13 protein-coding genes are annotated in these 15,716 nt (G+C 38.7%); 11 read left to right on the top strand and 2 right to left on the bottom strand.

Annotated features, from left to right (window positions below):
- Positions 1-390 precede the first annotated feature (390 nt).
- Both UR08_RS11765 and UR08_RS11760 read right to left on the bottom strand, forming a co-directional pair.
- The gene (locus UR08_RS11765) at positions 391-1,251 is read right to left on the bottom strand and encodes an ROK family protein (protein WP_115753869.1); all 861 of its coding nucleotides are present in this window, start codon (positions 1,249-1,251) and stop codon (positions 391-393) included.
- 240 nt (positions 1,252-1,491) lie between these two features.
- A complete protein-coding gene (locus tag UR08_RS11760; protein ID WP_115753868.1) occupies positions 1,492-2,388 on the bottom strand; it encodes a tyrosine-protein phosphatase in 897 nt (298 codons plus the stop codon).
- Positions 2,389-2,575: 187 nt separating this feature from the next.
- Here UR08_RS11760 and UR08_RS11755 point away from each other — a divergent pair, with 187 nt between their 5' ends.
- From UR08_RS11755 to gpmI, 11 genes are all read left to right on the top strand, one after another.
- Positions 2,576-3,295, top strand: coding sequence for a GntR family transcriptional regulator (locus UR08_RS11755; RefSeq protein ID WP_115753867.1), 720 nt, complete (start codon positions 2,576-2,578; stop codon positions 3,293-3,295).
- A gap of 60 nt (positions 3,296-3,355) precedes the next feature.
- The gene (locus UR08_RS11750) at positions 3,356-3,757 is read left to right on the top strand and encodes a hypothetical protein (protein ID WP_115753866.1); all 402 of its coding nucleotides are present in this window, start codon (positions 3,356-3,358) and stop codon (positions 3,755-3,757) included.
- Between the two features lie 11 nt (positions 3,758-3,768).
- Positions 3,769-4,680, top strand: a complete 912-nt coding sequence (locus UR08_RS11745) for a dipeptidase (RefSeq protein WP_420812342.1) — start codon at positions 3,769-3,771, stop codon at positions 4,678-4,680.
- 221 nt (positions 4,681-4,901) lie between these two features.
- The gene (locus UR08_RS11740) at positions 4,902-6,035 is read left to right on the top strand and encodes a CDP-glycerol glycerophosphotransferase family protein (RefSeq protein WP_115753864.1); all 1,134 of its coding nucleotides are present in this window, start codon (positions 4,902-4,904) and stop codon (positions 6,033-6,035) included.
- A 22-nt stretch (positions 6,036-6,057) separates the two neighbouring features.
- Positions 6,058-7,878 carry a CDP-glycerol glycerophosphotransferase family protein gene (locus UR08_RS11735; RefSeq protein ID WP_115753863.1) on the top strand — a complete coding sequence of 607 codons (1,821 nt, stop codon included), beginning with the start codon at positions 6,058-6,060 and terminating at the stop codon, positions 7,876-7,878.
- Between the two features lie 173 nt (positions 7,879-8,051).
- Positions 8,052-9,395, top strand: a complete 1,344-nt coding sequence (gene rpoN / locus UR08_RS11730) for an RNA polymerase factor sigma-54 (protein WP_115753862.1) — start codon at positions 8,052-8,054, stop codon at positions 9,393-9,395.
- A gap of 411 nt (positions 9,396-9,806) precedes the next feature.
- Complete coding sequence (locus tag UR08_RS11725) at positions 9,807-10,853, top strand: sugar-binding transcriptional regulator (RefSeq protein WP_115753861.1); 1,047 nt, start codon at positions 9,807-9,809, stop codon at positions 10,851-10,853.
- A 38-nt stretch (positions 10,854-10,891) separates the two neighbouring features.
- Entirely contained in the window at positions 10,892-11,902 is a 1,011-nt protein-coding gene (gap, locus tag UR08_RS11720; protein WP_115753860.1) for a type I glyceraldehyde-3-phosphate dehydrogenase, read from the top strand.
- Between the two features lie 111 nt (positions 11,903-12,013).
- Positions 12,014-13,204: a phosphoglycerate kinase gene (locus UR08_RS11715; RefSeq protein WP_115753859.1), complete on the top strand. Its 1,191-nt coding sequence runs from the start codon at positions 12,014-12,016 to the stop codon at positions 13,202-13,204.
- A 30-nt stretch (positions 13,205-13,234) separates the two neighbouring features.
- Positions 13,235-13,990, top strand: a complete 756-nt coding sequence (gene tpiA / locus UR08_RS11710) for a triose-phosphate isomerase (RefSeq protein WP_115753858.1) — start codon at positions 13,235-13,237, stop codon at positions 13,988-13,990.
- A complete protein-coding gene (gene gpmI, locus UR08_RS11705; RefSeq protein ID WP_115753857.1) occupies positions 13,991-15,523 on the top strand; it encodes a 2,3-bisphosphoglycerate-independent phosphoglycerate mutase in 1,533 nt (510 codons plus the stop codon).
- Positions 15,524-15,716 lie beyond the last annotated feature (193 nt).

Genomic DNA, 15,716 nt, shown 5'->3' with positions numbered 1-15,716 from the left:
CTCCTAAATATGAAATTGCTCACATTATATCACTTTTTGAAAGACAGGAAAAGTGAGCAGATGTAACTGTAATGAAGGATACGCCAACTAATTTTAGACTTCTGCAACTAAGTAACATAAATAAACCTGTCTTTCATGTTGATATTGTGTCTTTTTTCACAATTGCACAGTGGAAGTCAAAGAATAGTCAAATTATTATATGACTTGAGAATAAATGATATAGAGCCCTATATCCGAAATTTCCATCGTTAAGTAGGTAACTCAATATGAGAAGAAAGGTTTGAATCCAACCAATTTTTAAAATAAGTTTAGATAATGTAGAGGATTTGCTTAAAGCAAATAAAAAGTCGATTGAGATGATAATGAAAAACAATCGACCTTTTATATTTATTATAAAGTTTCTTTGGCCAGCGCCAGACAACCCACAATTCCAGCGTTATCTTGAAGGGCGCATGGGACAATGTACTGGTCCACTTGACTGATTGGCAAATAACCGTTCAGTAACTCGGTGAATTTCTCGCGTACCAGTGGAAATAAATGCGCTTGTTTCATAACGCCGCCCCCAAAAATAATTTTTTCAGGCGAGAACGAAAGGGTATAGTTGACGCAAGCCTCAGCCAGATAATGAGCTTCCAGTTCCCAAGCGGGATTATCGGCTGCTAAATTTTGTGCGGGCTTGCCAGCTCGCGCTTCAATTGCTGGCCCCGCTGCCAGTCCTTCTAAACAATTCTTGTGGTAAGGGCAGTTTCCTTCGAAAGAGTCGTGTACCAATTGATTGATATAAATGTGACCGATCTCAGGATGCCCTTTTCCTTCTATAACCTTCCCGTTCAGCACCACTCCACCGCCGATTCCAGTTCCAACGGTTATGTAAATACAATTTTCATTTCCGACAGCCGAGCCGTGTTTCAACTCCCCGAAAGCAGCTGCATTGACATCCGTTGTCCAAAAATAAGGGACAGCGAATGCTTTTTTCATCGTGCCAAGGAAATCAAAGTGTTTCCAAGCAAGCTTCGGTGTGTTTGTGATGAATCCGTATGTAGGAGAACTTGGATCAACGTCAATTGGTCCGAATGAGCCGATTCCGATGGCTTCGATTTGATAATTTTTGAAAAAAGCGATTATTTTGGGCATCGTTTCTTGCGGAGTGCCTGTTGGGATACTGATTCGTTCCGCAATTTGCGTGAGCGCTTCTTTTGGCGCCACAGCACAAACGATTTTTGTTCCACCTGCTTCAATTGCACCTAACATATCTGTTCTTCCTTCCGCTAGAAGCCAAAACGCACTTCTTTTTTATTTAAAACGCTTCATACTACTTATCATAGCGACCTTTACTTTAAAAATCAATCCTTTTTATTAAATGACTAGGCATTTGAAGAGTGATTCATTTTAAAAATAAAAGGAAGCGATAAATAAATGTGCGGATGAGCATAATTAGTGATGCGTGAGCAGGAACCCGCGAGTGCAAATTTACCCGCTTTATTTTCTTTTTTAGCTCAAATAGTTACTTTTCAATTTTGTGAGGTCTTTGCTTGTAAGCCCAAGCCCATCTTTCAAGAAGCGATCCATCGAGCCATATTGCTTATTGATTTCCATAAAGGCAGCATTTAAATAGCTTTCGCGTACATCCATGATTGCTTTCATTCCGTCAATCACTTTGGGATCATCGGTTTGCTTGGCAACTTCCCCAATTGCTGCTTTGTTTTCAGCGGCACGGTACTTGTTGGAAAGTAAATAATCCTGCATAATCGTTTTCTCCGGGACGCCGAGTGCCGAAAGAACAAGTGCAGTTCCAAATCCGGCTCTATCTTTTCCGGCCGTGCAATGCCATAAAACGGCTCCTTTTTCGTTTTCAAGTAAGATGTCAAAGAACTTTTTGTAGGCTTGCCTTGCATGCTCGTCTGTTACAAAGCTTTGATTGGCTTGGATCAAGAAACTTTCTGGATTGTCCATTTTTGATAAGCTCCTTGTTAAATCTGCCATGCTTGTTGAGGCGCCATTATCTTTCATGATGGAGTCGTGAGTATAGCGCACTCCTTGGATAGGCGGATCTGGCTTTTCCTTCACCTCACTGTTTGTCCGGAAATCAACAATTTGCTGTAAGTGATAGGTGCTTTTTAATTTGTGAATGTCATCCCCGGTTAACTTGTAAAGTTCCGCCGAACGAATTAGTCTATGCGACTTGATTTTCTTGCCATCAGCCGTTTTGTACCCGCCCAAGTCACGGACGTTAACCGCGCCACCGAGTTTGATTTGTTCACCTGCGACCATCTTTACTGAGGCTACGGCTTGCTCGCTCGTCTTCGCTTTTTTATCTGACTGGCAGCCCGTGAGTAGTAAACTTGTTCCAACAAATGCAATTCCAGTTACTTTTACCCATTTTTGCATATGTAATCCCTCCTTGTATTTTAGTATAGTGTGTGAATTTTAGGCTTTATTGAAGAAGCTGTAAACTTCATGTAAAAGGTTAGTGAATTTTTGAGTCTTTACAAGAAAGTAAAATGAGCGAGTTACTTTGCCGTTTTAGATTGAGGAAATTGATAGATTCAGTTATACTCAAGTGGAGGTGAAAAAGGTGCCAAAATACGAAGAAATCGCGAATATATTGCGAGAACGCATCCAGAGCGGTGAATATCCGACAGACAGTTTCATGCCAAATCAAGTTGTTTTGGTGGATGAGTTTGGTGTGAGCAGAATGACGATCAAAAAAGCGATCAACATTTTGACGATGGAGGGTTTGGTGTATTCGCAACGTGGGTCGGGAACCAAGGTTTTGAATCATCCGTTTCTTAAAGATAAAAACTTATCTTATTTAAAAGATTATCAAGGGCTCAGCAATGATTTTGAAAATACGAGTCATGACCTTGTGAGTGAACCTATTGATTTCACGGTGGAATTTCCAGACGAAGTGGTGCAAGAGCGCTTAATGATAAGTGACAGTCACCCCGTGTACAACATTTTTAGACTTCGGATTTTGGACGGGAAGCCATTTGTTTTGGAACATACATACATGCCAGTAGACTTGGTTCCTGGGCTTACAAAAATACATATTCGTCATTCGATTTATTCATATTTAAAGAAAGAACTAGGCATTAAATTTGCAGGCGCTTACCGAACGATTTCTGCGGATAAAAGTTCATCGGATGATCAGAAATATTTAAATTGCGGCGAACACGATCCGATACTTGAAATCAAACAAGTGATTTATCAAAAAGATGGAAGACCCATTGAATTTTCGCGAAGCCGAAACCGCTTTGATGTTCGAGCTTATTCTTATTTGGATATTCAGGTTTGAGGAAATTCTTTTTTTGTAGGAATGTTAAAAGAAGTTTGGACTAGAAAAAGGTGATAAAACTTGGGGTTAAAAGAACGGCTTGAAAAAGAAATTTATGACTTTGCTCGGGAAAACGAACTTGCGGTGAGTGACATCAATTTGCTTTACGCAGGACCAACTATGCGAACGCGACACACGCTGGTTCTTGCGTTTACTAATGTTGGAATGTTTACGTTTCAGTTTAAACTGGGCGAAGCGGAAATGCATTATCTTGCTAAAGAAAGGCTGCATAAAGTGGAGATTGGCAAAAAAAATCTTGTTTATCAGTTGAAAATTCAAGCCCTTACAGAAAATCAGTCACTTGAAGCTGGGACGTATTTAGTTAGTAAGTACGTTCTTGGCAGGAAATGGCACCGGGCGACATTGAATAAATTGTTGGGACTTGAAGGAAAGTCGCTGTTTGAAGGAGGAAACGACGAGTGAAAATTGTGGATATGCACTGTGATGTGCTTTATAAGCTGCAACAAGCTAAAGGACGAATTACATTCCAAGATTCACCGGAACTTGATGTGAATTTTGAGCGAATGATAGAAGGAGAACTATTCTTACAAAGTTTTGCCATTTTTCTCGATCCTGAGGTTCCAATCGAACAAAAGTGGAAAAAAGCGGTGGAACAAAGCAATATTTTCAAACAACATGTGCTACACCGAAATGGTGTTATCAAGCCGCTTAAAAAATGGACAGATTTAGAAACGCTTCCAGAAGGGAAAATTGCTGCGGCACTGACTTTAGAAGGTGTGGAGCCGATCGGTCAAGATCTCGAAAGACTTGAGCAGTTGCTTAATGGCGGTGTTCTTTCTGTAGGGCTAACTTGGAATAATGCGAATCTTGCTGCTGATGGTATTGAAGAAAAGCGAGGCGCTGGACTAACTAGTTTTGGAAAAGAAATTGTAACTCGTTTAAATGCGCATCATGCTTTTACTGATGTTTCGCATTTGAGCGTGAAAAGCTTTTGGGATGTTATGGAGATTGCTGAGTTTCCGATTGCTAGTCATTCTAGCGCAAAAGCGATTTGTTCGCATAAACGTAACTTGGATGACGACCAAATTAAAGCCATGATTGAAAAAGATGCAATGATCCATGTGATTTTTCATCCGCTTTTTACAACGGAAAGTGGGATGGCGGATATGGAAGATGTCGTTCGTCACATCGACCATATTGCGGAACTTGGAGGGATTCAAAATATCGGTTTTGGATCAGATTTTGATGGGATCCCTTCACATGTAAAAGGTCTTGAAAACGCCTCAGATTTTCAAGATTTTATTGCAGTTCTGGAACACCATTTTGGCAAGAAAGAAGTGGAAGGTTTTGCCTATCAAAATTTTATGAACCATTTGCCAAGTTAAAGAAAAAATAGTTGAATATTAAATGGATAAGGAAGTAGAAACGAAGAAAGATTTTTCTGAGTTTCTACTTCCTTTTTTCGTAGTTAGGTTGTTAAAAGTTGTATATTGACAACAAAACGCCTTGAAAATGAGAGATTAATGAAACAAAGTTACAAATAAAAAGATTTAGTTGTTGCTAAAATGAGAAGAAAAGTTGGGAGAAAGCTTGGTGAAGTAAAAGAATGAAACGGTGGGAAGTACTCCTGTTAAAAGGTCTTTTTTCAGTGGAATATTTGGTGCTTGCTTGTTTGTTGCCATATAGAAGGAATATGATTACTTTTGTTAGTTCGAGAAGTGATGAAATGACAGTGGGAATGAAAATACTCTACGAAGAAATGAAGGAGAATAAAGAAGTAGATGTTCGTACTTGCATTTACGGCCGCAATAAAAAGCGACTATCGAAATTTTATAAAGCTATTCGATCAGTATATTTAATTGCTCGATCAGGCATCGTTATAGTAGATGATCACTTTTATCCGTTAAATGCGCTTGCTATAAAATTCAAGAGGAATAAAGTGATTCAAATATGGCACGCAGCCGGGGAACTGAAAAAATTTGGGAACAGTTTGAACAAAGTTAAAACATATATTCCGCATAAGAACTATGATTTTGTGTGTGTAAATCAAATGAAAGACATCCCTTTCTATGCGCAAGCGCTCGGAGTAGAGAAGAGTCAGGTAAGAGTAACGGGGTCGCTGCAGCTATACGTACAAACTTTGCATGATAAGGCATGTGAAAACAGGATTATTTATGCGCCAACATATCGAAATGGAGAACATGCGAGCTGTTTATCTATGGCAGAAGAACTTGTGTCTGAATTTGAAAAAGCAGAAACTGGCTATGAATTAATACTTTCGCTCCATCCATACTTGGAAGGTGAAAAAAATGAAAAGCTTCAGCACTATATTTCTAAACAAGATATCCATTCTTTTTTAAGCGAAGGAGCAATACTAATTACCGATTATTCATCTTTGATCCTTGACTTTAGCTACTTTGAACGCCCCATTTTGATCTTAGCACCAGATTTTGAAGCGTATAAAAGTAACCCGGGATTCTTCGACGAGCAATTCTATGCGAAATATAATTTGCCAATGTTCGCTTCTGCTTCTGAGTTGATTCAGCAATTAAAAAGTGCAGGAGCCAAAATAGATAGTCAGCCAGCTAAAAAAATTAAGCAAGAAGAATTTAGTAGACAAACAATAGATGCAAAAAATAATGTATTGCAACTCATTAATTGTTTGCAACTAGAGGAGGAAAGACAAGTATATGACGGTTTCCGACAAAGAGGGAAAAAACATTCGAGCAACACACAATAAAAAGCGAAATATGTTTTTTTAAATGTTTAGCTCACTCGTTAATATTGATTTAGAGGTAGCAGAAGAGCTACTTAAAGAGCTAGAACAAGAGGAGTTAATTATTGAAAAAGAAATCACCAAGCTTACGTTTAATAGCGGAATGATGGTATTAGAAGGGAATGCTCACTTTTGGGGTAATGAACCACTGACTGAAAGTGAAATTGAAAAGTATCTGATATTTAAAAAAGATGGAAAAGAAGTCGCTGAATTACGCATGCAGAACTTGCAAAATGAGAAATTGTTTTTCTCAGATTATAAAATCAGCGTGAATTTTAATAAATTTGAAAGAGGAAGAGTATTACAGCCAGGTAACTATGAGATATTGCTCAAAATCAAACAATTTTTTAATGGCGAGTGGGTAGAAGGGGTTTGTACTTTAGGAAATATCAAAAATCAAAAAACGGATTTTATAGTGTCTTCAGAAATGAAAGTTTATACATCGAAAATGAATAAATCCTATCGGCTTATAGCTGAGTTAGATGTTGAAAGTCAAAAATTTATAATATCTTCAAAAAAACTAGCAGAAGTCGAATCATTTTTAGAGCAGAAAGATCTGACACAAGAGAACCGGCTTTTACGATATGCAAAAAAATTAGTTTTTAGATTTTGCTATCGCATCTGTAAAATATGGCCAATTCAAAAAAATAAGATCACGTTCGCTTCTGATAGTCGTACTGACCTATCAGGGAATTTTGAATATATCTATGAAGCGATACAATCTAACGGTTCCCATTTCAATTCTTTTTTCTTTTTAAAAGAAAGTATTCGAGATAAAAAAACGTGGATAGAATTTTTTAAGTTAGCTTATCATTTTGCAACAAGTCGATATATTATTCTCGATGATTACTATCCATTAATCTATCCTTTATCAATTAGAAAAAATACGGATTTAATTCAAGTTTGGCATGCTGTTGGTGCTTTCAAAACTTTTGGATATAGTCGAATAGGTATGCCTGGGGGTCCAAAAATTGATTCCGTTGATCATAAGAACTATACGAAAGCGATTGTCAGTTCACATCATGTTGTAGATAAGTATGCTGAAGGATTTGGCATTAAGGCGGAAAGCGTATATCCAATTGGCGTACCAAGAACGGATCTTTTTTTCGATTTAAATAAGCAACAAAGCATTTTGGAAAGACTATATAAAGAGATGCCATTTATTAAAAATAAAAAAGTGATTTTATTTGCACCTACTTTTAGGGGAAATGGTCAACAATCAGCTCATTATCCCTTTGAATACTTGAATTTTAAAGATATTTACGAAGCGTTGTATAAAAAAGGATGGGTTATGTTATTAAAAATTCATCCCTTTGTTCAAAACAAGCCACAAATTCCATATCAATATAAAGATTTTTATTTTGATGTTTCTGATTACAGAGAAATTAATGATCTATTGCTAGTAACAGAGGTCCTAATTACTGACTATTCGTCCGTTTGCTTTGAATATGCTTTGCTAAAGCGAAAGATGGTTTTTTATAGTCCAGATCTTGCTGAATATACAGCGACAAGAAATTTTTATTATGAATATTTGAAGTTCATACCTGGTTCTTTCGCAACAACCACAGAGGAATTGATTGAATCAGTTCAAGAAGAAAAAATTGATTATGACAAATTAAACGATTTTATTTCTTACTTTTTTGATGACCTAGATGGGAAATCAGCAGACAGATTTGTGAAATATCTTATGCATGATTTTTACGAAGAAGATATAGAAGAAACCCATTATTCTGAAGATGGAAAGTGGATTCCTGCTTGGGGAGAAAAAGGTGCTACTTTGCTGGATACTAAAAATCAGAAGATATGAATATTACATGCCACCCACATTAGGTGTATGGGCTCTCCTGGGGACAGAAGGGCTTTTCTGGAGTACCCGTTATAAAAAAACATTACAAAAATAAAATAGGGGTGATATAATGAAGCAAAGGTGGGTTTTGCAAATCCACCCCGAGGGAATTCGGAAACCGGGAGGGATATTTTGTGAGACTCGAATCGAGTTTTGTTCAAAAACAGGCGCAGAAGCAAACAATGAAGCTTGCGATGACACAACAATTGTCGCAGTCAATAGCAATGCTTCAATTTACAGCCGCAGACCTTACCGCGTTTTTAGAAGACAAAGCGCTTGAAAATCCATTAATTGAAGTAACGTCGGGAGCAGATATTTCTACCGACTATTCTTATAAAAAACGAAAAAATGGAACCCAAATGGAAAATGACTTTCTTGAACAAGTGGCAAGTCGCTCGGAAACGCTGTCTGATCACTTGCAAGACCAGATTATGCTCCTAGATTTATCACATTCTGAAAAGCAAATCGCGCTCTATTTGATTGAAAGTCTGGATTCGGCAGGCTATTTGACAATTGCTCCCGAAACAGTCGCCGAAAATCTTACGCGAACTGAAACGGAAGTTTTAGATGTGCTTCAAATACTCCAAAGTCTAGAACCCGCAGGTGTGGCTGCACGAAATTTACAAGAATGTATTTTGCTGCAGATTGATCGCTCGAGTGACGCGCCATATATTGCCTATGACTTGCTGAGTGAGCATTTTGAAGACTTTGCAAATAAAAAGTGGAAAAACATTGCAAAAGCTTTTGATGTTGAGCTTTCGGATATTCAAGAAGTTGCAGATTATGTACGCACACTTGAACCAAAGCCGGGTTCCGAGTTTGAGACAGAAACCGTCCAATATGTGGTTCCAGATCTTATTTTGCAACAACAAGGTAGTGAACTTATCGTTTCCATTGCAAGAAACTTCCTACCGCAAATTCGCTTTCAGGAACAGTACTATAAACAAATGCAAGATAGCAAAGAAAAAGAAGTATCCGAGTTTCTAAAGCAAAAAACAGGTGAATATGATTGGCTGAAAAAAGGAATGGAGCAGCGGGAAGATACGCTTGAACGAGTTGGAAAAGCCATCGTTTGGCATCAACAAGCTCATTTTATTGATCCTAAAGAGCCACTTGTTCCGCTCACTTTAAAAGAAATTGCTGAGGAAATCGGCGTACATGAATCCACTGTGTCACGTGCAGTAAATGGGAAATATCTCGAAACGGCAAACGGCATTTTTGAGCTAAAATCCTTCTTTTCTTCAGCTTTACCAAAGAAAAAAGAGAATTCAGAAGACGTTAGTGGTGTTTCCAGCACAAGTATTAAAGAATGGATTAGTGAATATATTAAGCAGGAAGATAAGAAAAAGCCGCTATCTGATCAAAAAATAGTTGAGCTATTGGAAGAAAAGGATATCGCAATCTCAAGACGAGCGGTCGCTAAGTATCGATTAGAACTTTCTATCCCGTCTTCATCGAAACGTAAAAGGTTTGATTAGATTGGTCGTCAAAAGTCCCTCCTGAAAAATCAGGAGGGACTTTTTTTGTCCTTCTCGTTAACTTTGATGTTCAAGTAAAAATAAATTGAGAAGGAATTTATGGCGCTCTAAGTGAGACGGGGCGTAAAGGAACCGTAAAGTTATTGTTGTTTTTTTATAAATGTCCCACTTATCACTTGAAGTATTTGCTCTTGCCTGTTACAATGATGTCGTAGGGTAATGAAAGAGAACAAAGAATTTTATAAAGCTACAAACACAGCGAAAAAAGGTAAGAAATGGGAAGTCTCATTTGAATAATCCGATCTATATTTTGAATTTGGATAACCTTTACCGCTACTTTTTTTAATTCTGATGGGACGTTTATCGACTATGTGGGTCTTTAATCGTCCAAATCAACGAGGAGTCATGGCTATGTCAGATTTAATAAGCATTCAAAAAAAATTATTACCCGATGTGCTGGCCGTTATGCAAAAGCGTTATCAGATTTTGCGATCGATTTATTTCGCAGAGCCTGTTGGCAGACGGACATTAGCTGGAATGCTTGGTATGAGCGAGCGAGTTCTTCGTGGTGAAGTTGAGTTTTTGAAAACACAAGGATTGATTGATATCAAATCATCCGGAATGACAGTCACTGAGGAAGGTCTTGTCGTTTTTCGCGATTTAGAAAGCGCAATGAACCAACTATCGGGACTACATTCAATCGAAAATCAACTTGCAGAAGTCCTAAACATTCAAAAGTGTTTAGTCGTCCAAGGAGACAGCGATGTTACACCTTGGGTTCGTGAAGAGATGGGACGTGTTGCCGTCAAACAACTTGATTTGGCGCTAACAGAGAAACGAAACATCATTGCGATCATGGGTGGCTCTACAATGGCTGCTTTTGCTGACACAATGCCAAGTGATTTCGCCAAAGGGCGAGAATTGCTATTTGTTCCTGGACGGGGTGGAATCGGAGAGGATCTGGATAATCAGGCCAATACGATTTGCGACCGGATAGCAACAAAAACGGGAACAAAACATGGGGTGCTTTATGTCCCCGAACAACTCGGTGAAGAAGCTTATCGTTCTCTTTTAAAAGAACCTGCGATCCAAGAAGGTTTACGCCTTGTACAATCTGCTAATGCAATCGTTCATGGGGTGGGTGACGCGCTTACGATGGCGAAAAGACGCCATACGAGCGAAGATGTGATCCAGAAAATCACTGAGCGAAAAGCAGTGGGTGAAGCTTTCGGTTATTACTTCAACGAACAAGGGGAAGTTGTTCATAAAGTATCAACTTTCGGCTTACAGTTTGAAGATTTAGCAAAAATTCCACACATCATTGCGATTGCCGGTGGCTCATCAAAAGCCAAAGCAATCAAATCCTACATGAAGAGTGCTCCGAAAAACACGATTCTCGTGACCGATGAAGGAGCAGCTAATATGCTTTTAAAAGGGAGCAATACCCTTTTGAAATAAAAAAATTTCACTTATTTTTCTAAGGAGGAAAATGACTTATGACAGTTAAAGTTGGTATTAATGGTTTTGGACGTATTGGACGTTTAGCATTTCGTCGTATCCAAGAAGTAGAAGGAATTGAAGTAGTTGCGATCAATGATTTAACAGATGCTAAAATGTTAGCTCATCTTTTAAAATATGATACAACACAAGGTAGATTCGACGGTGACGTTGAAGTGCATGATGGTTTCTTCAAAGTAAACGGTAAAGAAGTAAAAGTTCTTGCTAACCGTAACCCAGAAGAACTTCCTTGGGGAGATCTTGGTGTTGAAATCGTTCTTGAATGTACTGGTTTCTTCACAACTCAAGAAAAAGCTGAACTTCACCTTAAAGCTGGTGCTAAAAAAGTTGTTATCTCCGCACCTGCAACTGGCGACATGAAAACAATCGTTTACAATGTTAACCATGAAACACTTGACGGAACTGAAACAGTTATTTCCGGTGCAAGCTGTACAACAAACTGCTTAGCTCCAATGGCTAAAGTTTTAGATGAAAAATTCGGTATTGTTGAAGGTCTTATGACTACAATCCATGCATACACTGGTGACCAAATGACTCTTGATGGTCCACACCCTAAAGGTGACTTCCGTCGTGCTCGTGCAGCAGCTGAAAACATCGTTCCTAACTCTACTGGTGCTGCTAAAGCAATCGGTGAAGTACTTCCAAGCCTTAAAGGTAAATTAGATGGAGCTGCTCAACGTGTTCCAGTTCCAACTGGTTCATTAACTGAACTTGTAACAGTTCTTGACAAAACGGTTTCTGTTGAAGACGTAAACAAAGCAATGAAAGACGCTAGCGATCCTGATACATTCGGATACACTGCTGACCAAATCGTTTCTTCTGATATTAAAGGCATGACTTACGGTTCTCTATTTGATGAAACTCAAACAAAAGTAATGACTGTTGGCGACAAACAACTTGTTAAAACAGTTTCTTGGTACGATAACGAAATGAGCTACACTGCTCAACTAGTTCGTACACTTGAATACTTCGCTAAAATTGCTAAATAATTTAAGTAGGAACTAAATAGTTTTAACCGAATAAGCGGAGACAAAGAAGTTTGTTTCCGCTTGTTTGTTAAAATGACTTAAAAATCTTTTAAGTAATGGAGGAAATGTGAAATGGCTAAAAAAGTAATCACTGATTTAGACTTGAATGACAAAAAAGTTCTTGTCCGCGTTGACTTTAACGTTCCGATGCAAGATGGCAAAATTACAAATGATAACCGTATTGTTGCTGCCCTTCCGACGATTAAGTACATTATTGAAAATCATGGGAAAGCAATTCTATTTTCCCACCTTGGAAAAGTGAAAACTGAAGAAGACAAAAAAGATAAAACTCTTCGCCCAGTCGCTGAACGTTTAAGCGAATTGCTAGGCAAAGAAGTGAAATTCGTTCCTGTGACTCGTGGTCCAGAACTTGAAAATGCAATCAATGAAATGAAAGACGGCGACGTCCTTCTGTTTGAAAATACACGTTTTGAAGATATTGATGGTAAAAAAGAAAGTGGAAATGATCCAGAACTTGGCAAATACTGGGCTAGCCTTGGTGACGTATTTGTAAATGATGCTTTCGGTACGGCTCACCGTGCTCACGCATCTAACGTTGGGATTGCTTCTCATCTTGATACAGCAGCCGGCTTCTTAATGGAAAAAGAAATTAAATTTATCGGTGGGGTGGTTGAAAATCCTGACCGTCCATTTGTTGCCATTCTTGGTGGAGCTAAAGTCTCTGACAAAATTGGCGTTATCGAGAACTTGCTAAAAGTTGCTGATAAGTTGCTAATTGGTGGTGGTATGGCTTATACGTTCATGAAAGCGAAAGGTTATGAAGTAGGGATTTCGCTTCTTGAAGAAGATAAAGTAGATCTTGCGAAAAGCCTAATGGAAAAAGCAGGCGACAAGCTTGTCCTTCCAATTGATACAGTAGTTGCAAAAGAATTTAGCAATGACGTACCATTCCACACGGTTGCATCGAATGAAATTCCTGCTGATGAAGAAGGTCTAGATATCGGTGAAAAAACAATTGAACTTTTCACAAAAGAGCTTCAAGGTGCAAAAACAGTTGTTTGGAACGGACCAATGGGTGTATTTGAAATGAGCAACTTTGCAAAAGGCACAATCGGCGTTTGCGAAGCAATTGCGAACTTGAAAGACGCAACAACTATCATCGGCGGCGGTGACTCTGCGGCAGCAGCTATGCAACTTGGTTATGCGGATAAATTTACGCATATCTCAACTGGCGGCGGGGCTTCACTTGAATACTTAGAAGGAAAAGAGCTTCCTGGCGTTTCAGCCATTAGTGATAAATAATAAAAAATAAAGTGCGAAAGGATGTTTTTCATGCGTAAACCAATTATTGCAGGAAACTGGAAGATGAACAAAACAGCCGCAAAAGCAGCTGAATTTGTTGAAGAAGTAAAGGGCAAAGTTCCTGGAAAAGAAGCAGTAGATTCTGTAATCGCTTCTCCAGCGCTTTTCTTACGTGACTTAACTCGTCTTGCTGAAGGTACAAATTTGCAAATTTCAGCGCAAAACTGTTATTTCGAAGATGAAGGTGCATTCACTGGAGAAACAAGTCCGTTCGCTCTTGCTGATCTTGGCGTTTCTTACGTTGTAATCGGACACTCCGAACGTCGTGAGTATTTCCATGAAACAGACGAAGACATCAACAAAAAAGCACATGCTATTTTAAAACATGGCATGCTACCAATCATTTGCTGCGGTGAAACTTTAGAACAAAGAGAAGCTGGACAAACAAACGATTGGGTAAGTGGTCAAATCAAAGCTGCACTTAAAGGCTTGACGGAAGAACAAGTATCTAAATCCATTATTGCTTATGAACCAATCTGGGCAATCGGAACAGGTAAATCTTCAACAAGTAAAGATGCAAATGATACATGTGCAGTTATTCGTAAAACAGTTGCTGAAGCAGTTTCTGAAAAAGCGGCTGAAGCAGTTCGCATTCAATATGGCGGCAGTGTTAAACCTGAAAATATTGCAGAATACATGGCTGAATCGGATATCGATGGAGCTCTTGTAGGAGGCGCAAGCTTAGAACCTAAATCGTTCTTAGCATTATTGGAGGCAGTAAAATAAATGAGTAAATCTCCTGTAGCAATTATTATTTTGGATGGATTTGGGAAACGCGATGAAACAGTCGGAAATGCTGTTGCACAAGCGAAAAAACCAAATTTTGATAAATACTGGGCTGAATTTTCACACAGTACTCTGAAGGCTTCTGGTCTTGACGTTGGTCTTCCAGATGGCCAAATGGGGAACTCGGAAGTTGGACACACAAATATCGGAGCTGGACGTATCGTTTATCAAAGTTTAACAAGAATTGATAAAGCGATTGAAGAAGGCGAATTCCAAGAAAATAAAGCTCTTAATAACGCATTCAGTCACACAAAAGAAAACAATTCTGATTTGCATTTGTTTGGTCTTTTATCTGACGGCGGCGTTCATAGTCATATCAACCATTTAACAGCACTACTTGAAACGGCAAAAGAAAAAGGTGTGAAAAACACTTATATTCATGCGTTTCTTGATGGGCGTGACGTGGCACCGCAATCAGCAATTAAGTATTTAGAACAGCTTCAAGCAGAAATTGATAAACTTGGCTATGGCCAAATCGCTACTGTTTCTGGACGTTTTTATGCGATGGATCGTGATAAACGCTGGGAACGTGTTGAAAAAGCTTATAAAGCTATTGTTTATGGGGAAGGTGAAAAGTTTGCGGATCCGATCAAATTAGTTGAAACTTCTTATGAAAATGGGAAGAATGACGAATTTGTAGTTCCTGCAATTATTGAAAAAGACGGCAAACCAGTTGCTACTGTTAAAGACAACGATGCTGTTATTTTCTTTAACTTCCGTCCTGACCGTGCGATTCAACTTTCAAATGCGTTTACGGATAAGGAATGGGAACATTTCGATCGTGGCGCGAAACATCCGAACAATGTTAAATTCGTGACGATGACGCTTTATAATCCAAGTGTTGATGCTGAAGTGGCGTTTGAACCAATCGAAATGAAAAATGTAATCGGGGAGGTTTTATCAAATGAAGGGCTTTCGCAGCTCCGCATTGCTGAAACTGAAAAATACCCGCACGTTACATTCTTTATGAATGGTGGACGAAATGAAGAATTCCCAGGTGAAAATCGTATTTTGATCAATTCACCGAAAGTGGAAACTTATGATTTGCAACCTGAAATGAGTGCGTATGAAGTTACGGATGCGCTTGTGGCAGATATTCAAAATGACAAACATGATGCGATTATCTTGAACTTTGCTAATCCAGATATGGTTGGACACTCTGGGATGCTTGAACCAACAATCAAAGCGATTGAAGCGGTTGATGAAAATCTTGGCCGTGTTGTCGACTTGATTCTTGAAAAAGGCGGTTCGGCAGTGATTTTCGCGGATCACGGTAATTCGGAAACGATGGTAACGCCGGAAGGGAAACCACATACGGCGCATACAACGGTTCCTGTTCCTGTGATTGTGACGAAAAAAGGTGTAACTTTGCGTACGGATGGTCGTCTTGCAGATGTTGCACCAACCATGCTCGATCTTTTAGGTGTTCAAAAGCCAGCTGAAATGACTGGTGAAAGTTTGATCGAGAAATAAGTATAGTTTTTACTTTTGTTTTTTAGTAAACAAAGCTACAATAAAAATGTAATTAAATTGTGGGGATGGGTTTTGCGTTTTCCCAATGTGTATGCTGAATTTTGTTTGTAATTTCTTATGAGGATTTGGATACTAGCTTTTGCTTGGCTGGTTGAAGCAGTTTTTAAGGATTAGCGCTCGGACTGCTGTCTTG

The organism is Listeria kieliensis (assembly GCF_003369925.1).
In the GTDB taxonomy this organism is placed as follows: Bacteria; Bacillota; Bacilli; order Lactobacillales; family Listeriaceae; genus Listeria; species Listeria kieliensis_A.
The sequence above is the reverse complement of the archived record's forward strand: the minus strand, read 5'-3'. Positions and strand labels throughout refer to the sequence as shown.

Coding starts and splice junctions, on each gene's coding strand:
- UR08_RS11765 (WP_115753869.1), bottom strand. CDS start 1,251: ATGTTAGGTGCAATTGAAGCAGGTGGAACAAAAATCGTTTGTGCTGTG.
- UR08_RS11760 (WP_115753868.1), bottom strand. CDS start 2,388: ATGCAAAAATGGGTAAAAGTAACTGGAATTGCATTTGTTGGAACAAGT.
- UR08_RS11745 (WP_420812342.1), top strand. CDS start 3,769: ATGCACTGTGATGTGCTTTATAAGCTGCAACAAGCTAAAGGACGAATT.
- UR08_RS11740 (WP_115753864.1), top strand. CDS start 4,902: ATGAAACGGTGGGAAGTACTCCTGTTAAAAGGTCTTTTTTCAGTGGAA.
- UR08_RS11735 (WP_115753863.1), top strand. CDS start 6,058: ATGTTTAGCTCACTCGTTAATATTGATTTAGAGGTAGCAGAAGAGCTA.
- UR08_RS11725 (WP_115753861.1), top strand. CDS start 9,807: ATGTCAGATTTAATAAGCATTCAAAAAAAATTATTACCCGATGTGCTG.
- gap (WP_115753860.1), top strand. CDS start 10,892: ATGACAGTTAAAGTTGGTATTAATGGTTTTGGACGTATTGGACGTTTA.
- UR08_RS11715 (WP_115753859.1), top strand. CDS start 12,014: ATGGCTAAAAAAGTAATCACTGATTTAGACTTGAATGACAAAAAAGTT.
- tpiA (WP_115753858.1), top strand. CDS start 13,235: ATGCGTAAACCAATTATTGCAGGAAACTGGAAGATGAACAAAACAGCC.
- gpmI (WP_115753857.1), top strand. CDS start 13,991: ATGAGTAAATCTCCTGTAGCAATTATTATTTTGGATGGATTTGGGAAA.